Source organism: Bradymonas sediminis, assembly GCF_003258315.1.
GTDB classification, from domain to species: Bacteria; Myxococcota_A; Bradymonadia; order Bradymonadales; family Bradymonadaceae; genus Bradymonas; species Bradymonas sediminis.
Genome location: NZ_CP030032.1, coordinates 534,209 through 557,848 on the forward strand (window position 1 = coordinate 534,209; position 23,640 = coordinate 557,848).

The 23,640-nt window shown below is 60.9% G+C and carries 18 protein-coding genes; 14 read left to right on the forward strand and 4 right to left on the reverse strand.

Features of this window, described 5'->3' with window-relative positions; genetic code table 11:
* The first annotated feature begins 89 nt into the window (after positions 1 to 89).
* The 5 genes from DN745_RS02015 to DN745_RS02035 all read left to right on the forward strand — a co-directional run bounded on the left by DN745_RS02015 (position 90) and on the right by DN745_RS02035 (position 5,813).
* Positions 90 to 1,175, forward strand: a complete 1,086-nt coding sequence (locus DN745_RS02015; protein ID WP_111331691.1) for a peptidyl-prolyl cis-trans isomerase — start codon at positions 90 to 92, stop codon at positions 1,173 to 1,175.
* A 73-nt stretch (positions 1,176 to 1,248) separates the two neighbouring features.
* Positions 1,249 to 2,298, forward strand: a complete 1,050-nt coding sequence (locus DN745_RS02020; protein WP_111331693.1) for a peptidylprolyl isomerase — start codon at positions 1,249 to 1,251, stop codon at positions 2,296 to 2,298.
* A gap of 67 nt (positions 2,299 to 2,365) precedes the next feature.
* Positions 2,366 to 3,409, forward strand: coding sequence for a 4-hydroxythreonine-4-phosphate dehydrogenase PdxA (gene pdxA, locus DN745_RS02025; RefSeq protein ID WP_111331695.1), 1,044 nt, complete (start codon positions 2,366 to 2,368; stop codon positions 3,407 to 3,409).
* Between the two features lie 103 nt (positions 3,410 to 3,512).
* Complete coding sequence (locus DN745_RS02030) at positions 3,513 to 5,042, forward strand: hypothetical protein (RefSeq protein WP_111331697.1); 1,530 nt, start codon at positions 3,513 to 3,515, stop codon at positions 5,040 to 5,042.
* A 120-nt stretch (positions 5,043 to 5,162) separates the two neighbouring features.
* Positions 5,163 to 5,813: a CDP-alcohol phosphatidyltransferase family protein gene (locus tag DN745_RS02035; RefSeq protein WP_420836582.1), complete on the forward strand. Its 651-nt coding sequence runs from the start codon at positions 5,163 to 5,165 to the stop codon at positions 5,811 to 5,813.
* 96 nt (positions 5,814 to 5,909) lie between these two features.
* Here the strand turns inward: DN745_RS02035 and DN745_RS02040 are convergent, their stop codons facing one another.
* Positions 5,910 to 6,164: a hypothetical protein gene (locus DN745_RS02040; protein WP_111331699.1), complete on the reverse strand. Its 255-nt coding sequence runs from the start codon at positions 6,162 to 6,164 to the stop codon at positions 5,910 to 5,912.
* 419 nt (positions 6,165 to 6,583) lie between these two features.
* Between DN745_RS02040 and DN745_RS02045 the strand changes: the two genes are divergently transcribed.
* The 6 genes from DN745_RS02045 to DN745_RS02070 all read left to right on the forward strand — a co-directional run bounded on the left by DN745_RS02045 (position 6,584) and on the right by DN745_RS02070 (position 15,181).
* Positions 6,584 to 9,343 carry an AAA family ATPase gene (locus tag DN745_RS02045; protein ID WP_111331701.1) on the forward strand — a complete coding sequence of 920 codons (2,760 nt, stop codon included), beginning with the start codon at positions 6,584 to 6,586 and terminating at the stop codon, positions 9,341 to 9,343.
* Positions 9,344 to 9,474: 131 nt separating this feature from the next.
* Positions 9,475 to 10,116, forward strand: a complete 642-nt coding sequence (gene rsmG, locus DN745_RS02050; RefSeq protein WP_162687395.1) for a 16S rRNA (guanine(527)-N(7))-methyltransferase RsmG — start codon at positions 9,475 to 9,477, stop codon at positions 10,114 to 10,116.
* Between the two features lie 66 nt (positions 10,117 to 10,182).
* Positions 10,183 to 10,773, forward strand: coding sequence for a pentapeptide repeat-containing protein (locus tag DN745_RS19795; protein ID WP_111331705.1), 591 nt, complete (start codon positions 10,183 to 10,185; stop codon positions 10,771 to 10,773).
* 39 nt (positions 10,774 to 10,812) lie between these two features.
* Complete coding sequence (locus DN745_RS02060; RefSeq protein ID WP_111331707.1) at positions 10,813 to 11,757, forward strand: radical SAM protein; 945 nt, start codon at positions 10,813 to 10,815, stop codon at positions 11,755 to 11,757.
* Positions 11,758 to 12,009: 252 nt separating this feature from the next.
* On the forward strand, positions 12,010 to 12,729 hold the full coding sequence (locus tag DN745_RS02065; protein WP_111331709.1) for a non-canonical purine NTP pyrophosphatase: 720 nt from the start codon (positions 12,010 to 12,012) through the stop codon (positions 12,727 to 12,729).
* Between the two features lie 82 nt (positions 12,730 to 12,811).
* Positions 12,812 to 15,181 carry an amino acid permease gene (locus DN745_RS02070; RefSeq protein ID WP_111331711.1) on the forward strand — a complete coding sequence of 790 codons (2,370 nt, stop codon included), beginning with the start codon at positions 12,812 to 12,814 and terminating at the stop codon, positions 15,179 to 15,181.
* Between the two features lie 76 nt (positions 15,182 to 15,257).
* On the opposite strand, the gene DN745_RS02075 is transcribed toward DN745_RS02070, so the two are convergent.
* Both DN745_RS02075 and DN745_RS02080 read right to left on the reverse strand, forming a co-directional pair.
* Positions 15,258 to 18,047, reverse strand: a complete 2,790-nt coding sequence (locus DN745_RS02075) for a penicillin acylase family protein (RefSeq protein WP_111331713.1) — start codon at positions 18,045 to 18,047, stop codon at positions 15,258 to 15,260.
* Positions 18,048 to 18,235: 188 nt separating this feature from the next.
* Entirely contained in the window at positions 18,236 to 19,201 is a 966-nt protein-coding gene (locus tag DN745_RS02080) for a diacylglycerol/lipid kinase family protein (RefSeq protein WP_111331715.1), read from the reverse strand.
* Positions 19,202 to 19,402: 201 nt separating this feature from the next.
* Between DN745_RS02080 and DN745_RS02085 the strand changes: the two genes are divergently transcribed.
* The 3 genes from DN745_RS02085 (at position 19,403) to DN745_RS02095 (ending at position 21,571) form a co-directional block, all read left to right on the forward strand.
* The gene (locus tag DN745_RS02085) at positions 19,403 to 19,834 is read left to right on the forward strand and encodes a hypothetical protein (RefSeq protein WP_133621699.1); all 432 of its coding nucleotides are present in this window, start codon (positions 19,403 to 19,405) and stop codon (positions 19,832 to 19,834) included.
* Between the two features lie 294 nt (positions 19,835 to 20,128).
* Positions 20,129 to 20,440, forward strand: a complete 312-nt coding sequence (locus tag DN745_RS02090; RefSeq protein WP_162687396.1) for a DUF4398 domain-containing protein — start codon at positions 20,129 to 20,131, stop codon at positions 20,438 to 20,440.
* A gap of 75 nt (positions 20,441 to 20,515) precedes the next feature.
* A complete protein-coding gene (locus DN745_RS02095; protein WP_111331721.1) occupies positions 20,516 to 21,571 on the forward strand; it encodes an OmpA family protein in 1,056 nt (351 codons plus the stop codon).
* Between the two features lie 86 nt (positions 21,572 to 21,657).
* Here DN745_RS02095 and DN745_RS02100 read toward each other — a convergent pair whose 3' ends face one another.
* On the reverse strand, positions 21,658 to 23,463 hold the full coding sequence (locus DN745_RS02100) for an AMP-dependent synthetase/ligase (RefSeq protein ID WP_111331723.1): 1,806 nt from the start codon (positions 23,461 to 23,463) through the stop codon (positions 21,658 to 21,660).
* Between the last annotated feature and the right edge of the window lie 177 nt (positions 23,464 to 23,640).

The window sequence follows — 23,640 nt, forward strand, 5'->3', positions numbered from 1 at the left end:
TCGCCCCGCGCAATAGCGATGCCCGCGCGCTTATGCTACCCAGATACGCCAAGAAGTAGGGAGTCGATTTCGACGGCTGTGGAGAATAGATGGTCGAGCATCCTCATAAATTAGGCCGAGTCATTCGGCGCCTGGCTGCGCTGAGCGTGGTCGGCGTTTTCGCGTCCGGGGCGCTGGCGTGCGCGCCCGAGAAGCCCTCAAAGGCGAAGCTCGAGGGCAATGAGACCTCCGCGCGCGCCTCGGAGTCGGCGCAGGATAAGGCGACTATCGAGGCGTCGCCGGTGGCCGTGGTCAACGGCGAAGAGATCTCATTGGCTGAGTTCAATCGTCGTGTCCGCGAGTTGCCCGAGTTCGCGCGGGTGCGCTACGCGACCGTTGCTCAGCAGCAGGAGTGGCTCGACAGCGTCGCTCAATTCGAGGTGATGGCCGACGTCGCCGAGAAGAAGGGCATGGGCGAGCACCCGGAGGTCTATTTTGCCCTCAAGCAGGCGATGGCCGACCAACTTATCGAAGACATCGTGCGCGAAAAGCTCTCGATGGATGATATCGACGAAGACGCCATCGCGGCCTATTATCAGGCGCATAAGGCCGATTTTGAGCGCCCTGAAGCGCGGCGAGTCGTGTTGATCGAGGTGGGCACGCGTGAGGAAGCCGCCCGGATTCGCGAGCGCGTGCTCGTTGAGATGGAGCGGGCCGAGGACAGCGCGGTCAACGCGTTTCGCCGCGCCGCGGCGTCTTATTCGACGGATCGCGCGGTGGGAATCAAAGGCGGCGATATCGGGTTTATATCGCCCGGTGAGGCCCTCGCTGAGGCGGACGAGGCCCAGCAAAAGCGGGCGCGCATCGCCGAAGCCATCGCGCCGCTTGAGCAAATCGGCGAGCTGACGCCCGTCTTTGCGCTCGACCCGGGTTGGGGGCTGGCTACCTTTATCGAGGAGCGCGCCGCCGAGGTGACTTCCATGGACGAAGCCGCCAGTGAGATTCGCCAAAGTTTATATCAAGAGCGGCGCGAGAAGATCGTGGCGGAGTTTATCGCCTCGCTTCGAAAAGACGCAGAAATTAAGACCTTCCCGGAGGTCATCGACGCCCTGGCGCCGCCGCCGAAGCCGGCCGCGCGCGATATTTCGGAGATCACACTTCGCAAGCAGGCCGCGTTCGGAGTACAGAAGCCCTGAGCGCCGCGCCTCCCCTATATTCTCAAATTTAAAGCGACGCATTTGCCAGCATCTTTCAGATAGATAGAAGGCCATGATGAATAGAGAGTCCAAAATTTCGACCTGTCCCGTCCCCGCGCAATCGCGCGCGAAGCTGGCCTGGCTCAAGCGTGCGCTGCTCGTCGGGCTGTGCGCAGGCGCCCCCATGCTCGCGACCCTCAGCGCGCCATCGCCAGCCCAGGCCGAGGTGATCGACCGGATCGTCGCGCAGGTTAACGACGAAGTGGTGACCTTTTATGAGGTCAAGAAAGCCGCGATTCCCTATATGCTTCAGCAGGGTATCAACCCCGCGATCCTCGATAATCCGGAGGGGCGCGACGCGATCTATCGCGACGTGCTTCAAGACCAGGTCGACCGATTCTTGCTGGCCCAGGAGGCGTCCACCCTGGGCATGGACGTCAGTAAAGCCGAGGTCGACGAGTGGCTCGCCCGCACGCGCCAGCAACAAAACCTCAGCGAGGCCCAATTTCGCGAAATGGTCTCGGGTTATGGCATGGACTACGAGACCTATCGCGGGATGATCCGCGATAACCTGCTTAAGATGCGCGTGGTGAAGGTCAAGATCGGCAGCCAGATCAGCATCAGCGAAACCGACGTGGACCGCGCCTATAAGGAGCGCTTCGGCGACGATGGCGGGAAGACCAAATATATCGAAGTCGCAAACATCTTGGTTAAGCCCGCGGATTCGACCCCCGAGGCGATTGAAGCCGCCCAAAAGAAGGCCGAAGCCGCCCGTCAGGCGATCCGTGATGGCGCTGATTTCGCCGAGGCCGCCGCGATGTTTAGCGAAGGTCCGGCCGCCGCCAATGGCGGCTATCTCGGGCGTTTCGCCGACGGTGAGCTCGACGCCTCTTTCGGCGATGTCGCGTTCGCGATGGAGGCCGGTGAGATCTCCGAGGTTGTGCGAACCGCCTTTGGTTTCCAGATTATTCAGGTGCGCGAGGTCGAGTACGAAGCCTCCGGTAACATCGAAGCGCGCAAAAACGAGCTTCGCGCCGAGCTTCAGCAAAAGGCGATCGACCGCCAACTGCAGGCGTATCTGCAACGGCTGCGCGCGCAAGCTTTCGTCGAGACATCTCTCTAAGGCGCGGTCGGCTTGGCGCGATGTCTTTGGCCGCGCGCGCTTCTAAAGTTAGGGCTCAGGAGTTGAAATGAAGATCGGCATCAGTATGGGCGATCCCTCCGGCATTGGCCCGGAGGTTATTCTAAAGGCGCTCGGGGCGCCGCTTGAAGACGGCGTGTCGCCGATCGTCTTCGGCAGTCACGCCGTCCTGGCGCGCGTCGACGAAATGTTGGTCAAGGGCAAGACCGAGTACCAATCACTTGTGGAGCGACTCGAGCCCATCGACAGCCTGAACGCCAAGATTACCCCGGGAAATATCGGCGTGCTTGATGTTTTGCCGGGCTCGCATGACGAGAAGATTCCGTTCGGGGAGCGAAACGAGCGCTCCGCCCAATTGCAATTGGCCGCGTTTCACCGGGCGGTGACGGCGAGCCAGAGCGGCGAGATCGACGCGATCGTGACGGCGCCCTGGACCAAGGAGTTATTTCGCATCATCGATATGCCCGCGGTCGGCCATACCGAGATCCTCGCCGAGGCGTTTGACGCGCCCGACCACGTGATGATGCTTGCCGGCGCGCGTCTTCGCGTCGCGTTGGTGACCACGCACCTGCCGCTCAAAGACGTGAGCCGGGCGTTGGAGGCCGAGCGTATTAAGTCGGTGATTCGCACCACGGCGGCCGACCTGACACGCCTCTACGGCGTCGAGAATCCAAATATCGCGGTCTGCGGGCTGAACCCTCACGCCGGCGAGTCGCGGGTGATGGGCGATGAGGAAGAAGACATCATCACGCCAGCGCTCAAGGAGCTCGCCGTCGAATTTGGCGACGCCGTCGAGTTGTCGGGCCCGCACCCGGCCGACACCCTATTTGCCCGCTTTCGCGACGGGCGCCAGCCCTTCGATGCCGTCATCTGCATGTACCACGATCAAGGGCTTATCCCCTTGAAATTGCTGCACTTTGGCGAGTCCGCGAATATCACGCTGGGGCTGCCGGTGGTGCGCACCTCGGTGGACCACGGCACGGCGTATGACATCGCCGGCTGGGGCGTCGCAGACCCCGGTTCGATGCGCTACGCGATCGAGCTCGCCGTCGAGATGGTTGGCCGAATTCAGAAGCGCGCCGCCGCCCGCTAAGGCGCGGGTTGCCACCGGTAATCTGCGTCGAATTTGAATGATTGCTCCTGCGTATTTGTTAGCCAGATCGACGCGCGAACTCCCGAACAACTGAGAAGTCTTTATGGCCGATGACCCCAATAAACTTGAGCTGACCCACAACGTGGAGTCGCGGATTCTAAAGAGTCTGCGCAAACGCAAAGGTGTGGCGACGGCCGGCGATGTCGCCGCCGACACCGGCCTGGGTTATGAGCAGGTGGATTGGGCGCTTCAGCAGATGCTCGACCTGTATAAGAGCCACCTCGACGTCGACGACGAGGGGAATCTTCGCTACCGTTTCGACCCGGCGCTCACGCGCCGAGGCGCCGATCCGGGGCGGACCTGGCGCAAGGTTAAACGCGTCGCCTGGCGCACATTTGTGGTGGTCTTTAAGGTTTGGACCATGGCGATGCTGGTCGGCTATACCATCGCCTTTATCTTGCTGATTTTGGCTGCCAGCCTCGCCGCCATCGGCGCGAGCGCGAGCAGCGACGAGGGCGGTGATATCGGCGACGCGGTGATGCTGCCGTTTATGCTCGTGGCGCGTTTTCTCGAGTATATGTTCTGGTGGAATCTCTTCTCCAGTCCGAACCAGGGCTATTATGGGAATCGCCGCCGACGCTCACGCGGCGGGATGTTTGGCGGAATGGGGCGAAAGCCGTATCAAAAACCGAGCAAGGCGTTTTATCAGAAGATCTTCGACTATCTCTTCGGCCCGGAGCTGCCGAAGGCCGACCCGCTGGCACCTGCGCGGGCCTTCGCGGAATTTGCGCGCAGCCGAAATGGTCGGATCACCGCCGCCGATTGGGCCTCTCGCACCGGGCAGAGCCTGGATGAAGCCCATAACGCGCTGGGGGCGAGCCTGGGGCGTTTTCGCGGCGACGTCGACGTGACTGATGATGGCACGTTGGTCTATCGCTTCGATGATCTTATGGTCACCGCCGACGAGGCGGATATGCGCCCGCGAAGCGCGCTGGCGCCGGTCTGGGAGCGCAAGGTCACGGTGCCCTCTTTTACCGGCAACGATAAGAAATCGAATACGAGGATCTCGCTGCTCAACGGCTTTAACCTCTTTATGGCCCTCGCGGTGCTCCTTGTCGTTCAAGGGCTCCCGCTGGCCGCGGTGATCGGTTTGGGGTGGATTCCGCTGATCTTTAGCGCCATGTTTTTCGCGATCCCCTTATTGCGAAAAAGAGCGCATAATAAGCGCGCGAAGCAGGCTGAGGTCGAGAACGAGCGGCGCCAGGCGCTGCAGGTGGTCTTCGAGTCGGCTGAGCACGGAGGCATCGCGCGCCCGGTGCCCGAAGCTGCGATTCCCCCGACTTTTCAGAATAGCTTTTTGTTGGACTACGAGGGTGATATTCAGGTCACCAACGCCAGTCAGAACGTCTATACCTTCGAGCGCCTGGCCACTGACTTCGAGGATGGCCGGCGTGCGCGCGAGCAGGCAAACGAAGTCGTCTTTGGAAAGACCGTCTTTTCTTCGGATAAAGAAGAGAAGGACCTGGATGAAGAGGCGATGGAAGAATTTGACCGACGCCTGGCCATGGAATTGGGCGGGGATGTCTTCGAGGTCGAGCAGGCCCAGGCGGCCTACGCTCAGGTCGGACGATAAGCCGCAGCGTCGGTTCGCAGTCGCGTATTATATTGAGTTCAGGATGATTATATGACCCAAGATGCCCGCTCAGAAATTGCCGAACACTCGGACACTACGGGGGCGGATTCCGCCGCCGAGATGGCTGCAATTCAGGCGCAGAAGGCCGAGAAGAAGAAGCATTTCTCGATGCTTCGCGAGTTCGCGCTCGCCGATCTTATCACGTTGGGGAACGCCAGTTGCGGGACCGCGTCGATCTTTTTGGCGCTGAATTATGCGGTGGAGCCCGAGACTCCGGCCTATATCTGGGTGGCGTTCGCGCTACTGCCGATCGCGCTCATCCTGGACTTCTTGGACGGGTATGTGGCGCGGTGGCGTAAGAAGAAGTCGATGCTCGGCGCCGATCTGGACTCCCTGTCGGACATCGTGTCGTTTGGCGTGGCGCCGGCGGTGCTTGCCTGGGCGCTGGGGATGCGCGGCGGGTTGGATATGGCGGTGCTGATCTTCTTCGTGGCCTGCGGAATCAGCCGCCTCGCCCGCTATAACGCGACCGCCGGGTTGCTCACCGACCACAGCTCCGGGAAGGTCAAATATTATGAGGGGACCCCGATCCCGACCAGCATTCTTCTGGTCGTTGTCTTGATGATCGCCTTCACCCAGGGCGCGGTCGGCCAGAACTTTTGGTTCGGTCAAACCGAGATATTGGGCATGGGCTTTCATCCGCTCTCGCTGATGTATCTGCTCAGCGGATGCGCGATGATCAGCGGCACCCTGCGTATCCCCAAACCCTAAGCGCAAAACCCACTCGCCCCTTACACGCGAAAACCCTGAGTCCGTGAGGACTCAGGGTTTTGCAGGATGCTTGAGTTGACGCCGACGCGCGGCGTCTTATTCGTCGGAGTCGATCGCGCCGACCAATTTGTTGGCGCCGTAGACCATCGCGCCGAACATCACCAAAAACCCACCGATGATCGCGGCTTGAACGCCGAATACTTTGAAGAATTCGGTGGCGTTCACGGAATCAGCGGCCCACTTCGCGCCCATCACCAGCACCAAAAATGCGTAGCAAGCAAAGAGGGTGAGTGGGAAAACCCAGAAAGCCTGGTGGACTGGACCGTCGTGTTCTTCGTGGTTATCGGACATATGAGCGACCTTTTTTAACTACAATTGCTGAAATATTAAATTATCGCCGAATATTCTTCGGCACCCATAACGGCGCAATACTGCGCAATATTTTGGTTTTTGTAAACCCTTATGAGCCGAAATGACAGAATTCTGGGATCTTTTTGCGCCATTCAGTTTCTGGCGCGAATACTGGGGCGCGTCAACTTGTTGATCAAGGTGAGGGGGAGGCGCATGGAGCGATCGCCGGGCGTGACTTGCTCCCCCCGCTACAGGGATTTGTTGTATTTCGAGCCCTCGCCGGTTAGGCTGTGAGCAGGGACTTTCCGGACATTTTGCTATGAGCATCGAGCATGATGGCGACGGTCGATCCACCTCCTTTTCAATAAGATCCCGCCTCGCCTTATTTCCCGCTAAATCGCGCATTTTGGAAAAAATAGATGGACGACAAACATATTCAGCTAGCGCAGAGCCTCCTTGAGCGAATTGAGGAGACCGAAGATGAGGAGCGCTATCGAAGTTATCGCGACCAACTCTACGGAATTGGGCTGCATGTGCTTCCGCTGTTGCGCGAAGAATTGGGGCATCATCATTATCGGCGGCGCATGGCTGCGGCGACCAACCTGGGGCGCCTGGGCGATGTGGCCTCGGCCAAGGCGCTGGTGAAGTTGCTCAGCGACCCGCAGGCCAGCGTGCGCGAAATGGCGCTCTTTGCGCTCGGGATCCTCGGCGACACAAGCGTCACCGACTCGATCCTGAACTCCCTCAATGATTATGACGCCGACGTGCGCTACCGCGCGTTGGTGGCGCTCAGTGACCTCGGCTACGCCGAGCTCGAAGACGTGCTGATTCGCTCGATGGCCGACGAGGCCTACGGAGTGCGCGAGCAGGCGCTGGGGCAGTTGCGCACGCTCGGCAGCGTGCGCGCGGTTCCGGTGGTGTTGCGCGCGCTGCTCGAGCGCGAATCCGAGATGCAGCAGATGGCCGAGGAGGCCCTCGACCGCCTCGTGCCGAAGATGACCCGCGAGCAATATCGCCAGCTCTCCGAACAGCTCAAGCCGCGTGAGCGCCGGCTGATCCTGAATTATCTGGAGGCGCGCAATCTTCAGGAGGTTTACGCGACGCTGTGGAGGCATCTGCAGCTTGTGTCGAAGACCGCGACGCCCAAGCGAAATCTCGATAAATACGGGCGCATTCTCAACACCCCCGAAGAGCTTGAATTTCTCGGGCGCGCCTATGGGCGCGACGAAGAAGTGCAGCTTCTGGTCGACCATTTTAGCCAGGAAGACGCGCAGCGCAGTATTCTTCTGGTCGGGGAGACCGGCGTCGGTAAGAGCGCGATCATTCAGGAGTTCGTCCACCAACTCGCCGGGGACGACGGGGATTGGAAGATCCTTGAGACCAATACCAGTGAGCTGATCAGCGGGACGCGTTACCTGGGCGATTGGGAGACCAAGCTCAAGGAGATGACCGAGGCGATTCTGAAAGAAGACGCGCGGGTGATCCTCTATATGACCAACCCGAACGACCTGCTCGGGGCGGGCGCGCATTCGAAGAGTGACGAGAACTTCGCCGACTTCTTCAAGCCCTATCTGCAGCGCGGTCAGCTGCATATGATCGCGGAGTGCACCGAAGACGCGATTAAGGGCGGTTTGAGCCGCGACCCGGGCTTTTTGAGGCTCTTCCGCCAGGTCAAAGTGCGCCCGATGAACGACGCCGAGACCCTCGATGTGCTTGAAAAACGCATCGGCACCATCAAAGGGCGCGAGGTCAACGCCGAGCCGCAGACCCTGGAGCAAGTCGTCGACTTCGCCCGTAGCTTTTATACCCGCGCCTACGCGCCGGGCAGGGCCTGCGATTTGCTCGACGCGCTGGTCGATTTTGCCGGGCGCCAGGACGCGCTGATCGGCGAGGCGCCCGGGGCTGAGTCGATCAAGTTGCCGAAAACAGATGTGGAGCATAAGCGAACCTCCGAGGCGACCAAGGCGCCTTCGGAGGCCGTCGCGGAGGCGTCTTCGAGTTCCGAGGAGAGCGCGGACTTGAGGGCGACTACCGAGTTGAAGAAGGTAAAGCGGGCGCCGTTGACCCTTAGGGTCGAGCAGATCCCGGCGTGTTTATCCGAGTTGACGGGCATGAGCCTCGACCTGCTCGACGATAGCGTGCCGCTGGATCTCGACGCCGCCGAGGCCTGGTTTAAGAGTCGCTTGATCGACCAGGACCACGCCGTCGACAGCCTGATCGACCGCCTCGCCATGGTCAAAGCTGGGCTGGGCGACCCGAATCGACCGCTGGGCGTCTATTTTCTGGTCGGGCCGACCGGCGTCGGCAAGACCTATTTTAGCAAGCTGATGGCCGAGCGGCTCTTCGGCACCGATGAGCGCATGATTCGCTTTGATTTGAGCGAGTATCAGGGCCGCTTTGCCGTGGAGAAGTTGATCGGCTCGCCTCACGACAAAGATCGCGAGGGTCTGTTGACCGAAGCGGTTAAAAATCAACCGTTTAGCGTGCTCCTCTTCGATGAATTCGAGAAGGCCGACGCCGAGATCTATAACCTGTTTTTGCAGATCCTCGACGAAGGCCGCTTGACCGACGCCGGCGGCAATACCACTGATTTCCGCCAATGCTTGATCTTTTTGACGAGTAACCTGGGGGCCTCGAAGACCTCGATTTCGCCTGTTGGATTTGGCGTGGGTCGTGGTAGTGGAGCCGGCGATGAGGACGCGCCGCGCACGCCCGAGAGTCAGCGAAACTCGCGCTCGCGCAGCCACTATTCCTCGCGGATTCACGAGAAGCTCGACGAGTTCTTCGCGCCCGAGTTTTTGAATCGTCTCGACGAGGTCGTCACCTTCGACCCGCTGACCCCGCGGGCGATGGGGCGTCTGGTGAGCATTGAGATCGAGAAGGCTCTGGGTCGACGCGGGTTTAAGCGCCGAAAATTGCAGGTGCGCACGACCCCCGATGCGACGAAGTGGCTGGAAGAGAACGGCTTCTCGTCGCGCTTCGGCGCCCGTGAGCTCAAGCGTGTTATCGAGCGCCATGTGCTCTCGCCGATTAGCCGACTCATCGTGCGCGAACCCGAGATGCTTCGCGGGCGCACGATCATCGTCGATGAGGCGGACGGTGCGTTGACCGTGGATTTTGCGGCGCCCGAGATTCCCGTGATTCCGCGGCCTCCGCGCGTGCCATCTCGCGTTGATTGATATGCGATAAGTTCCCGAATAATAACGATTTTCCTCGCCAGTGCGCCCCCGCTGGCGAGGCTCTCTCTAGATGATGATGTCGAATGGCGAAGCCGACTTTAAGCCCAATTGATCGATTGGCGAAATTTTGCGTGCAGAACAACCTTCCCTGGGACGATAAGACCGCGGAGCGATTCGAGGGTTATCTCGGGTTGCTGGAGCATTTCAATCGGGCGATGAATTTGATCGGCCCGATGGAAGGCGACCAGATCGTCGACCAATTGCTCCTCGACAGCGCGACCGCCGCGGCCGTCGCGGCGCCGCGCGTCTCGGTCGAGGAGTCCGGCGAGCAACCGGCCGGGATTCTCGACGTCGGCAGCGGCGCGGGCTTGCCCGGGATTCCGCTGAAAATCCTGTTCCCAGAAGTGCCGCTCACGATGGTCGAGCCGCGCAAAAAACGCACGACATTTTTGAAGATCGTGGTCGAGCGGCTCGCGCTCCCGGACGTTGAGATTGCCCGATGCCGCCTCGAAGACTTCGAGGAAGGGCGCTACGATTATGTGATCTCGAAGGCATTTCGCGCTCCGGTCACCTGGTTGGAGCTCGCCGCCGAGCGCGTCGCCGCCGACGGCACGATCATCTGCATGACCCGCCCCGGCGAGCGCGCAGAGTTGTCTGAGCGCGCCCAGGCCCTGGGCCTCGAGCTCGTCAAAGGCTGCGATAACTCGACCGAATTGGGCGCGCCCTCGCTCGGTGAGGCCCGCGCGATTTACGCGTTCAACGTTCTTTCTTAAGCGAGCATTGAGCCTCGTTCCCTCCCACTTTAAAGCCTCGCTCGGGGCTTTCTCTAGGTGATCATCATGGATTTACCCGTCTTCGAAGGCGAAGTATACGAACGCCAGGACTTTAGCAACGGCCAGAGCATTGGCGGCGAGCCGTATTTTCGCGGCGAGTTCTATACCTGCACATTTCGCGACTGTGATTTTAACGCCGCCGACCTCTCCGGCGTGAGCTTTTCGGATTGCACCTTTGAGGGCTGCAATCTGAGCGTCGCGAAGCTCGACGGGACGCGCCTGCAGGACGTGTATTTCAAAAATTGTAAGCTCGTTGGCGTTGATTTTAGCATCTGCGGGGATTTTGCGTTTTCGGTGAAATTCGAGCAAAGTAACCTGCACCTGGCGTCGTTTTGGTCCAAAGTGATGAAGCGAACGCAGTTTATTGACTGCGAGCTTATCGAAACGAACTTCACCGAGTCCGACCTATCGCGCTCCACGTTTAAGGATTGCGACCTGAGCCAGGCGATCTTTGCCAGCACCAACCTTGAGCGCGCTGATTTTCGAAGCGCGCGTAATTTTGCGATCGACCCGGCGAGTAATCGCGTCAAAAAGGCGAAATTCAGCAGCACTGAATTGGCCGGGTTGCTCTATCAATTTGACCTTGAGATCGAGTGAGCAACGCTTGAGATTGAGAAACCCTGAGCGAAATATTTAATGAAATTAGACCTCGAGTATCTAAAGTCTCACGCCGCAGAGCGCGCCGAGTTGGCGCCGCCTGTGATTGAATTGTCGAACCTGGACACCCTGTGGCTGCAGGTGACCGGGACGCTGTGTAACCTCGCGTGTTTGCACTGTTTTATCTCCTGTGGCCCCAAAAATAACAGCCACGAATATATGACCTTGGAGAAGGTCGAGGAGTCGGTGGAAACCGGGGCGAAGAACGGCGTAAAGGCGTTTTATTTCACCGGCGGCGAGCCGTTTTTGCACCCCGAGATTCGCGAGATGATCGAGGTGACCCTGGCGCATGGGCCGCTGACGATCCTGACCAACGGCACCCTGATCGACGAGGAGATGGCTGGCTGGTTGGCCGCGAAATTTCGCGACTCGGCTCATAAATTGGATTTGCGCGTGTCGCTCGACGGCATCACCAAAGACGAAAACGATGCCCTGCGCGGGCGCGGGACCTTCGAGAAGATCCTCGCCGCGATTGGCCGGCTCACCGACGCCGGGCTTAACCCGGTCATCACCGCGACCACCTGCCACGCCGCGGACGCGGCCGGCCCGGAAGACCCCGATAAGGTGCTCGGCAGTGAGCAGGCGCGCCAGGCGTTCTATGATTTCGTGCGCTCGCGCGGCATCGACGCGCCGCGGGTGAAGTTTTTGGCGCCCTTTAAGATCGGGCGCGAGGAGCGGCGCGGCGGTGGCTATCAGGAGTGGGAGCGCCTGGCCGAAGGCGACCTCACCGCCTGCGACAAGGTCGCCTTGCAATGCTCAAGCTGTCGCATGGTGACGTCCAAGGGCGTGTTCCCCTGCCCGATCCTCGTGGAGCACGAAGACGCGAATATGGGCGATGACCTCGAGGCATCGCTGGTCCCCATCGAGCTGCGCCACCAGGCCTGTTATACCTGTCATATGCAGGGTATTTCCTGCGCGACCTGAGTGATTTTCTATCGCTCTATTTAGACCCTTCCCGCGGCATCAGAAGCCGCCGGAAGGGTCTTTTTTATTCTCTGAGGGCATCGCTCCAAATTAGACTTCGCGGGTGGGCTCGGCTGACATGGCGGACGCGGCGCATAGGATTAGAAGACGCCTCGGGAGGGCGCAATCTATAGATATTGCGCCTCAAGCGTGCTACCAAGCGGGCGTATTGGCGCAGAATTTCAACCGTCCCTTTGAAGGAGTATCGCGATCATGAAGAATACCGACACCAGCCTGCTCGTTGCGACCCGAAACGCGAATAAAACCCGCGAGTTTCAGGGGCTCCTGGGCGATTTGCTCGACCCCGCCTGGGGTGTCTTTGATATCGCCTCCTGGGGCTCTGCGATCCCCGAGGTCGTCGAGGACGCCGAGACCTTTTATGAGAACGCGATCAAGAAGGCCCTGGAGGTCTCGCTGAGCACCGGGAGCGTGGCGATGTCGGATGATTCCGGCCTCGAGGTCGACGCGCTGGGCGGGCGTCCGGGGGTGTGGAGCGCGCGCTATTCGGGCGAGGGGGCCACGGACGCGAAGAATAACCAGAAGTTGGTCGCCGACCTGGCCGGCACGCCTGAGGCCGAGCGCGGCGCGCGTTTTGTATGCGTCGCGGCGCTCGCGATTCCGGACACGACGGTCGGGCGCGCGCTGCTCGCCCGGGCCGGTCGCTCCTTCGCCGAGATCGGCGAGGCGAAGCCCGACCGACAGGGGCAATTGGCGCGGGTGGGCACGCGCATCGTGGTGTGGTTTCGGGGCGAAGTCGAGGGGCGCATCGTCGACGCGCCGCGCGGCGAGCACGGGTTTGGCTACGACCCGCATTTTTACCTGCCCGAGCTCTCCAAGACGATGGCCGAGCTCCCGGCGGCCGAGAAGAACGCCCTGAGTCACCGGGCAAACGCCTTGCAGAAGATGTCTGCGTTTTTTCAGGGGAAATCGTAATTTGCTGGCGAGTGGGCGATATTGCGTCTATCCTAGAGGCGCAGAATAATTGGAATTTTCCCAATCTTACGCAGTAAAATAAATGGCAGATACACTTGTGAATACTCCGCAGCCCGAGCCCGCTGAAGCATCGTCTTCGGCGTCCGCTTCGATCGAGTTGACGACCGAGGAGCAGGATTTTCTGGAGTCTCTCGAAGGAGAAAACGGCGAGAAATCCGGCGGTCTGGGAACCTTCAACGGGGTGTATCGCCCCACGGCGCTCACGATTCTCGGGGTCATGTTATACCTGCGTGAAGGCTGGGTCGTTGGCCACGCGGGGTTGGGCGGGGCGGTGCTGTTGATCCTGGCGATTTTTACGATTTCAGGCACCACGGCGCTGTCACTGTCGACGATCACGACCAATATTCGCCTGGGCGCGGGCGGGGCGTTCGCGATCATTAGTCAGTCGCTGGGCCTGGAGACCGGCGGGGCGATCGGGATTCCGCTGTATCTGGCGCAGGCGCTCTCCGGCGCGCTCTATGTCTACGGTTTTGCCGAGACCTGGAAGACGGTCTTTCCCACCCATCCGATGTGGGCGGTCGTCTTAAGCATGTTCTCGGTGGCGTTTTTGACCGCGCTCGCCTCCACAAAGCTCGCGTTTAAGCTGCAGGGCATCGTCATGATCGCGGTGATCGTGTCGTTATTCTCGATCGTGCTGGGGCTCAGTGATTTTGCCGACCCGACCTATCATAACCCGCAGGTCTGGGGTGATTTCGAGACCATCGGGTTCTGGGGGCTCTTCGCGGTCTTCTTCCCCGCGGGTACCGGCATTATGGTCGGCGCGAGTATGTCCGGGGCGCTCAAAAAACCGCGGCGAAGCATCCCCGTGGGCACGATCGCGGCGGTGCTCACCTCGCTGGTGGTCCTCATCTTTATGGCCGTTTGGTATAGCGTCCTGGCCGAGCCGGAGGCGCTGCGCAGCAATAACCTCATCGTCATCGAACGCGCCGCCTGGGGCCCGCTGGTCATCGTGGGCATCCTGGCCTCGACCTTCACGGCGACCTTGAGCTGCTTTGTCGCCGCGCCCAATGTGCTTCAAGCGCTGGGGCAATATGGGATCATGCCCAAAGGCGAGCTCTTCGCGAAGTTATCGTCGCGCGGTGAGCCCCGAAACGCCATGCTCTTCACCGGCGCGCTGGTGCTGCTCGCCCTGTCGCTGGGCGGGTTGAACGCGGTCGCAGAGCTCATCACGATGTTCTTTTTGCTGACCTATTTTACCATCAACGTGGTCGTTCTGGTGGAGCAGCGCCTGGGGATGGTCTCCTTCCGCCCGACCTTCGCGATCCCGCTGGCGGTGCCGGTGGTCGGGACGGTGTCCTGCGCGGTGGCGGTCTTTATCATCAACCCGGCCTTCGCGCTGGTCGCCCTGAGCCTGGTCGCCGCGCTCTATGTCTATCTGGTCCGAAAGCAGCTTGAGCAGCCGTGGGAAACCGTACGAAGTGGTGCGTTCGTCGCGCTGGCGGACTGGGCGGCCAAGCATATCGTGGGCACCCAGGAGGCGAACGAGCGCTCCTGGAAGCCGAACCTGCTGGTCCCGGTGGAGTCGCGCACCGAGCTCGAGGGCAACTTCCGATTCCTGCTCGCGCTCACCCAGCCCAAGGGTTCGTTGCAGATCGTCGGCATCAAGCACCTCGAAGACATCGACTGCGCGCTGGGCGGTCCCGACGACATCGATAAGAGCGAATTCCACAAAGACACGCTGACCGGGGCGCCCAATACCGCGATGATGCGCGCGGTGAACTCGCGTTTTCACGGGTTTGACAACGTCGCCGCCGACTTCCAGCAGGCCGGCCTCTTCGCCACCTCGGTGATGGTCGAGGCGGATACGCTGCAAAAGGGGGTTCAGATGAGCGCCGCGGTCATGCGCGGCAACTTCTTTCGCCCCAATATTCTCTTCGGCTCGGTGCATAATTACGACCAGGAGACCACGCAGGCGCTCTATGATATCGCGCGCCAGAATAATATGGGCGTGACGTATTTCTACCGCCACCCCGAGGCCGGCCTCGGCCATGAGCGCACCATCAATGTGTGGGTGCGCGATCAGAGCCCGAATTGGCATCTTGGGCTGCGCCTAGCCAACCTCGACCTCTCGCTTTTGATGGCTTACCAGATCTGTAAGACGTGGAACGGCAAGATTCGGCTGCTTTGCGCCTGCGATAAAGAAGAGAACGTCGCCGCGGCCGAGGCCTACCTCAACCAGCTCATCGAGGACGCGCGTCTGGTCCCGTATTGCACCACCTGGGTGCAACCCGGCGACTTTATGGAGCAGATCAAGGTCGCCCCGAGCGCCGACCTCAACGTCTTTGGGCTGCCCAACGAGATTAATAACGAATACCTGGTGAAGCTGGTGCGCAAGACCGAGCATTCCTGCCTCTTCGTGCGGGACTCGGGCTATGAGAGCGCGTTGGCTTAAGTCGTCGTTCGTGCGAAAAAAGCCCCGCATCTATCCAGGATAGATGCGGGGCTTTTTTAACGCGTCAAATGCTCAATCAGGGCGTGGGGTTGACCATGATGGTCTCGACCGCGGCCTGGTCGACCTCGGCTCGCTCGAAGAGCAAGGGGTTATTCTTGTTCAACAGCCAATCGTCGAGCAGGCTGTTATAGAACGGCGAGTCCTGGTGGTGATCCTGGCCGCCGGGCAATTGGAAGACGCCCTTGATGCCGTCTTCGGTGACTTCGTAAATGGCGCGCAAGGAGGCGCCGTGCGGGTGGCGAAAGGAGCCGTTGAAGTCGCCGCCGCGGCCCATCGGGTTGGCGACGTCGACCGAATAGAGGCCACCGTCATTGATGAAGGGGCCGACCTCGGCGATGGTGAATCCACCCATCGAGACCAGGCTGACCAGCTTGACGGTGTGGATGCGGCCCCAGCGCCAATCGTCCGGAACGACCTGCCCGGCGGGCTTGTCGACCAGGGTCGAGAAGAGCGCGTTGAGCCGGTCGGCGGTGTTTGCGAGGTTCTCCAGCACGATATCTTCGCGCGTTTCGACGACGCCAGTGGTCTTGACGTTATCAAAATAGTCCTCGCCTTTGTTGAGCTGGCTGGGGTCGTCGAAGACATAGAGCAGCGCGGATTGCAGCTGTGACCAGTTGGCCAGGACGTCGAAGTTGGAGTCCTGTCCACCGGGGACGTTCTCGTTGACTTCGTCGTCGAAGATGGCCGCGGTCAGGTAGGGGAGCATGACGTGGAAAGCCGCGCAGCCCATCGACTCTTTGGTCTCAAAGGGGTCGGTCGAGTTCGTCGCGGTTTTCGGGCCTTTTCCTTCGAGCCCTTCGCCGACCAGGCCGGTGGGGCAGGTATATTCCCAATTGGCGAGCGCGTCGACCACGCTCTGGGACTTGGCGTCCAGCGGCGCTGCGTTGTTCGCGATATCCAAAAAGTGCGGCACCAGGACCTCGCCGTGGATGATATAGGTGTCGGCCTGAATCTCGGTCATGGTCTCGACGGTATGCTCGTTGCCGCCCTCGACGATCAGATCGACGATGCGCTTGTGGCGGTGGCCGGCGGCCGGTGTGGTCTGCCAGGGGCTGTGGCCGTCGTTGGTCGAGTCGCCGTCGGTATAGCTGCCGTCCATATCGTTATTGGCGGTGGCGATGAATTTGGAGGCCGGGTTGTAGAGCGAGGGGGAGTCGGCCGCAGCGAGATAGCCGTCCCACTCCGCGCTGCCATCGCCCGGCAGCGGCAGCCAGTTGGGCATCGCGCTGCTGGCCCAGGGGCGGTTGGGGATGGCGACCTTGGGGTTCCAGCCGATATTGCCTTCCAGGTCCATGATCACCCAATTCTGGTTGATCGCGCGCACCGGGGCCAGGCTGTCCATGGCGCCCTGGGTGGTGGTGGAGGTCATCAATTGCTCGATAAAGTCGAGGTCATTGCCCGGCTCCTGGAGCACCCAGCGGATCGACACGGCGACGTTATTGTCGTCGTCGCGCTCGATGATGGGGCCGTGGTGGGGCACATATTCGAAGGTGTGGGTTTCGTCGGCTGCGCCCTTGACCTTGAAGGTGAAGTCTTTCTCGATGATCTCGACCTCATTGCCATTAAAGATGACGGATTTGCCGTCGGCGCTGAGTGTTTCGATATAGGCGTCGGCAAGGTCCATGCGCGCGGTGGTCACGCCCCAGGCGATCTCTTCGTTATGCCCGACGATGACGCCCGGGACCGCCGGGATCGACGCGCCCACGACGTGTAGGTTGCCGTTTCCGTTGGTCTTGGAGTCCAGCTCGACATAGTACCAGATGGCCGGGGTGTTCAGCGAAAGATGCGGGTCGTTGGCCAGCAGGGCCCCGCCATTTTTGGTGAGCGCGGGGGCCAGCACCCAGTTATTGGAGCCGTCTTCGCCGTTTTTGGGGCCGAAGACAAAGGAGTGATGCTCGGCCAGGCGCTCGCGCGCCTTGGCCATCACGGAGGCCGCGGGCGCAAGGCGCGCCTGGGCCTGGCGCATCGCCTCAAGGTTCTGAGGCTTGCTCAGGTCGGTCTTGAGCAGGTTGGACGGGGTCTCAGAAGCCTGGATGATATCGCTTGCGACGCCCGGCTTCACCGTGAAGATATCGGCGGCGACCTCCGGGCTCAGCAGCGTCGCCATCTCGCCGCGGAACAGGTCGTCACTGGCGGTTTCGCTGAGTTGATAGGCGAGTTGAAGGTAGAGCGCGATGGTGTCCTGGGGCTCCCAATCGCGAATCTCAACGCCAGTGAGCAGCGGATGGTCGTATTCGGCGGTGAGCGTGGCGTCGTTCTTTTTGGCCCGCATATCGGCCAACCATGCGTTGACGCCGGCAGCGTAGGCGTTGAGCATCTCTTTGGCCGAATCTCCGGTCGCGTCATAATAGGCCTGCTCGAGCGGCACGCCCTCGGCGGTGGTGTTGAGCTGGCGGAATTGCTTGTCCATCGACACCCCGAGCCCGCCGATCAATTCGCTGATCTGACCGCGGGTCTGGCGGCGAATGAGGTCCATCTCGAAGAAGCGCGCGCCGGCGTGGAAATAACCTTGGGCCGCGTAGCAATCCTGGTCGGTCATGCAGTCGATATGCAGCACGCCCTGGGCATCGAATTGCACCTTCACCGGCGCCGACAGGCCCGGAATCTGAACGCCCGTGATTTCGGTCACGTCACCGGCGTCATCCGAGATGCCGTCGTCGTGTCCTGCGTCGGTTTGGACTTGATTATTGTCGGCTTTTTTGTCGTCATCGTCGCTGCAACCGACGAAGAGACCCATCGAAAGCACCGCCGCGAGCGCCGCGTTCCATCGCCAACTCTTGCGCAGTTTCCGTTGATAATCCGCCATTCAATTTGCTCCGAATATAGTAAAGAGAAATAAATGCGTCATTCTACCAGATCATTGCTTGTAGCGAGCTATTTCTACCACTAACGCGACTGAATATCGAATCATTTTGCGGCGGGGGCGCGAACATCACGTGGCAACGCCCGCGCAACAGGGCGCGGGCGTTGAGATATTCGGCGATGCCTGGCGAATCAGGGGCTGTCGGGCTGCTTGGGGGCGTCCTGGGCTGCGTCCGCGTCGGGGTGGGCCTGGTAGTCGGGCCCCACGATAACCTCGAGCGCGGCGGGCAAGATGTCGACCTGAATCGCCGGCGCGTCGAAGGGCTCGCCGTCGACGCTAAAGGTCATCGGCGGGACCGACTCGATATGCAGTGAGTGGACGGCGCGGGCGACGACATGCTCGCTCTCGGCGAGTTTTCCGACCAGGGTCATGGCGACCATTTCGGCCAGCTCGACCAGGGAGCCCGAGCGCATCACGAGCACCTCGAAGAGCCCGTCTTCCATGCTCGCCAGCGGCGCGATGCGAAAGCCGCCCGCGATGGTGCGCCCGTTGACCACGAAGATATTAACGGCGTCTATCTCCTCGAAGTCCGTGCCGTTGCAGCGAATCTTGGTGCGGTATTCCTCGCGGTCCCACACCTGGGCTGCCGCCGAGGTCATATAGGCGAAGGGGCCCCATTTTTGCTTCTTTTCGCTGTCGACTTCGCTCGAGATGAGGTTGCCGTAGCCCGCGTTGATATGGTTGAGCGCGATGCGCGAGTTGTCCCCGTGCGAGACCCGCAGGACATCGAGTCGCCGGGTCTGTCGCCCCTCGGCGGGCTCCTCTCCGAGCAGATAGGGCAGGGCCTCCATCGCGGTATCGGGCAGCCCCAGTGAGCGCGATAGGTCGTTGCCGGTGCCCAGCGGCAAGACGCCGAGGGTGACCTGGTCGAGGTGCTCGCTCAGGCCGTTGAGCACCTCGTTTGCGGTGCCGTCGCCGCCGGCGGCGATGACCCGCGTTACGCCAGCCTCCGCCGCCTCGCGGGCCAGGCGCTCGGCGTCGCCGGGGCATTCGGTGAGGCAGACCTCGACGTCGTCGAGTTGCTCCAGGGCCTCGATGAGTTCCTCGTTCTTGGGGGCGCTGCCGGCGTTGGGATTGATGATCAGTCGTGTACTCATTGGGCGCTCCGCGGGGCGTGAATTCAGGGGCAGTCGAGAGGTCTTAGCCAACCCGAATCGAAGATAGGGGAGGGCGGGCGATCAGGGAAGCGACTCGCGACACCTTTGTGCAACGCAAGACAAGTGCTAGATATTCTGTCAAACGACGCGCCCGGATACCGCATCGCGGGGCGGGCTTTCATCAACGAGGTATGCTCCATCATGACCGCTAGACCCTATAAATTGGCGCTGGGCGCCGCGCTCCTGCTCCTGGCTTTGTCCGGCTGCACCGCGGTGCAGCGCATCTCAGAGCCCCGCCGCGCGTCCAGCGGATATCTGCGGCTCGAGGTCGAGCCGGCCGACACGCTCATCTATATCGACGCCGATTATCAGGGGCGCGTCGACGGGTGGGCGGCGAACACCGTCTTAGTTAAGCCGGGGCTGCGCCAGGTCGAGCTGCGCGCGGATGGGTATATCACGCGCCGCTTTGACATCGAGGTCGCCGCCGGGGAGCAGAGCTTCCTGAAGGTGTCGATGGAGGCCGAGTTGGAGCGGCTCGACGGTGATTTGCCCGATGAGAGCGCGGCTGCGGCCCCGTCCCCCCCGGGCAGGGGCGACGCCGCGCGAAGCGGCGCGTTGCGAATCCGGCCATGACGCGCCGTTGTGCCTGTGGAGAGCTGCCTGCAAAGCGCGCCTGGCGCCCGCGCTGAGGGGCTAACCTCGACAAGTCGCTCCAGCTGCGCTATGAGTAAGCGCATCATTTAGTACGAGCACTATTGTAGTGCATGCGGGCGGAGGGGCCCGCAGGAGTTCGAACGATTCCGTTTGATCGTGTCTGTGATTTAATTCTTAAGCAAAGGCGCTTCGATGAAAAAAGATTCGTGTAGAATGCTTGTTTTGTTATGCCTTCTTACCTTTGGCGGGAGTGTTTTTTCCGGCTGTGCGTCGGTGAAAATTCCCTCGGACCAATACGGCCAGCCGCGTGAGACGATTCGCGTGGTCGATGAGATGGGCGTCGAGAATAATCCGCAGGCCAAGCTGCACCTCAAGCTCGCCAACGACGAGTTGGAGAACGCGGATAAGTTGATCAAACAAGACAAAAAAGAGGAAGCCAAATTGTCGCTGACGCGCGCCGAAGCCGACGCCGCCCTGGCGCTCGCGCTGCTCAAGCGTGACGAGATGAAAAAAGAGGTCGATGAGGTTCAGGAGAAGCTAGAACGCCTGAAAAAACAGACTCAAGAACTTGAAGGGAATAGCTGAAATAGTGTCGCTCGACCGCTTCATTCGAATGGTTGATTGATATTATACGCTTATTTCCATGACCGAGGTTTTTCGATGAATTTTCGTCCGTATATCATGCGTAGTTGTCTCGTCTTTGGCGCGCTTAGTCTGGTCGCCTGTGCCAGCGCCCCGCGCGAATTGGTTGAAGCCCGCACCGCCTATCAAGAGGCGGCCGAGAGCGACGCCGCCACCTATGCCCCCGCCGAGCTAAAGACCGCCGAGCAGACCCTGCAGCTCGCCGAGAGCTCCTTTGACGATGATGGTGACTCCTATCAAACCCGCGCGCTGGCCTATACCGCCGAGCGACGCGTCCAGTCCGCCCGCGTCGCGGCCGATACCTACAAGTTGAAGCAGGAGAAGGCGGCGCTTGAGAAGGAGTATTTTGCCTATAGTGAGCAGGCGCGCGACACCGCGATGAAGAAGCTCGCGAGCACCCAGAATAAACTCGCGGAGTCCCAGCGCTATGCTGAGAGCACGGCCGCCGAGCTAAAAAAGCAGCAGGACGCCTTGGATGCGCAGGAGAAGGAGCTCGCCGACAAGGCCGCCAAGCTCGAAGCCGCCCGCAAGGCCGGCGAGCTCAGCGAGGCCCAGCTTCGCGAGCAAAACGAAGCGATTAAAGCCCAGCAGATGCAGCTCGCCAAGAAGACCGAAGAGCTCGACGCCGAGAAAAAGGCGCGCGCCGAGGCCGAGAAACGCCTGGCCGACGCGATGAATCGCCTCTCCGAAATCGCCAAGATCGACACCAGCGCCAAGGAGACCATCATCACCCTGGGCGGCGAGGTTGTGTTTAAGACCGGACAATCCGACCTTCGCCCCTCGGCGCGCGAGAAGCTCAACCAGGTCGCCGACGTGCTGCTCGAGAATAAGGGTAAGTCCATCCAGGTCGTCGGGCATACCGACTCCCAGGGCAAAGCGGCGTTCAACCAGAAGCTCTCCGAGGACCGCGCCAATTCGGTGCGCACCTATCTGGTCGAGCGCGGCGTGGCCGCCGATCGCATCACGGCCATCGGCAAAGGCCAGGACTCGCCGGTCGCCAGCAATGATGACGCCACCGGGCGCACCGAAAACCGCCGGGTCGAGATCATTATCCAGAACGATAATAATTCCTGATTTCGGTGTTTAATCGCGAAAGAGAACGCCCGCCCAACGTCGAGTTGGGCGGGCGTTTTTGGTCGGAGGGCGCAAAGGGTTGTGACTTATTCAGCCAGCGCTGCCTCGGCGTACATCGCGGCGATTTGCTCAGCGTATTTGGTGTCGATGACCCGTCGCTTCACCTTCAGGCTGGGGGTCAGCTCGTCGCCCTCGATGGAGAAGTCTTGGGCGAGGACGGTCCATTTTTTGACGGAGGACACGCGCGCCAGGCTCGCGTTCACCGTCTCGATCTCCTCGGCCAGATACTTTTTAAAACCCTCGTCCATCACCAGCGCGTCCAGCTCGCTGGGCCAGCCGCGCTCAAGTGCGAGCGCCGGGGCGCGCTCGGCGTCGAGGGTGAGCAGCGCGGTGAGGTATTTTTTGCCGTCGCCGATCAGCACCGATTGGCCGATGCCGTCGATCTTTTTGAGCATCGCTTCGATCTTGGCAGGCGCGATATTCTTGCCTCCCGCGGTGATGATGATCTCTTTTTTGCGCCCGATGATCGTCAAAAAACCGTCCTTATCGAATTGGCCCAGGTCCCCGGAGTGCAGCCAGCCGTCGACCAGCGCGTCGGCGGTGGCGGCCTCGTCCTTATAATAACCCTTAAAGATATTGCGCCCCTTGGCCAGCACCTCGCCGTCTTCGGCGATCTTGACCTGCACATCCGGCAGCGGCAGGCCGACGCTTCCCAGGCGGGCCTGGCCGGCGCGCGGGCGGTTGGCGGTGGTGGGGCCGCTGCCCTCGGATTGCCCGTAGATCTCAAGAATCGGCATATCCAGGGAGAGGAAGAATTCGAGGACCTCGGGGCCGATGGGCGCCGCCGAGCTCAGGCCGATGCGCAGCCGGTCAAAGCCCAGGGCGGCCTTGATCTTTTTGAAGACCAGGCGGTCGGCCATGCTATATTTGAAGCGCAGGGAGCCGCTGAGATTCTCGTTGGCGAAGCGCTCATAGCCGGCCTCGACGCCGATGGCGCGCGCCCAATGGAGCATCTTCGCCTTGCCCCCGGTGGCCTCGCTCATGCGGTTCTCGAGGGCGGCTTTGAACTTCTCCCACACCCGCGGCACGCCGAAGAATACGGTCGGACGGGCGACCGCGATGGTGTCGCGAAGCTTGGCGATATCGTGGCAATACCAGACCGGATAGCCAAAGGTCGCGGCCAGGTGAATGGTGAACATCTGCTCGGCGATATGCGACAGGGGCAGGTAGCTGACCATGCAGTCCTCGCCGAGCAGCCCGCCGACGACCTTGACCGCCGCACCCGTGGTGAAGGCGAGGTTGTCGTGGGTGAGCATCACGCCTTTGGGGTTCGAGGTGGTGCCGCTGGTGTAGATCAGCGTGGCGACGTCGTCGATCTTGATGGCGTCGATGCGCGCGTTGACCGCGTCGAGGTGCGCGCGCCCGCTCTCCAAAAAGTCGTCGAAGGAGACCACCAGGGCGTCGTCGACGCGCTCAGAATCCTTGATCATGACGACGGCTTTGACGCTGCTCAGCTCGTCGCGCACCGCGTCGAATTTCTCCCATTGAGCGCGGTTCTCGACCACCAAGACCGCGGCGTCGCAATGGTTGACGATATAGGCGACTTCGCTGGGGGAGTTGGTGGCGTAGATCCCGGTGGGGATGCACTGGCCCATCATGGCGCCGATATCCGCGATGACCCATTGCGGCGAGTTCGCCCCGAGGATGGCGACGTGGCTGGTGGGGTCGACCTCGCGCGCGATGAGCCCGCCGGCGAAGAGGCGGCACTTCTGGGCGTAATTCGACCAGTTGATATATTTCCAAACCCCGTCGTGATTCGCCCAGGCAGCGGGTTTGCTGCTGTATTTTTCGCTGCTAGCCAAAAATCGATCGATAATTGAGTCTCGAGACATAAAATTCTCCTCTATATTATAGCCGCACCAAAATCAGCGCGTGTCACCGTAGCTTGCCTTGTATTGGGGGTATAATCGCATAGCTCGGCGCGCTTGCCTACTGAGCCCGCGGGGAAATGATAAAGATGAAGTGATTTAGGGGTTCGATACGAGGAGGATGCTGGGCTACGAGCGCCA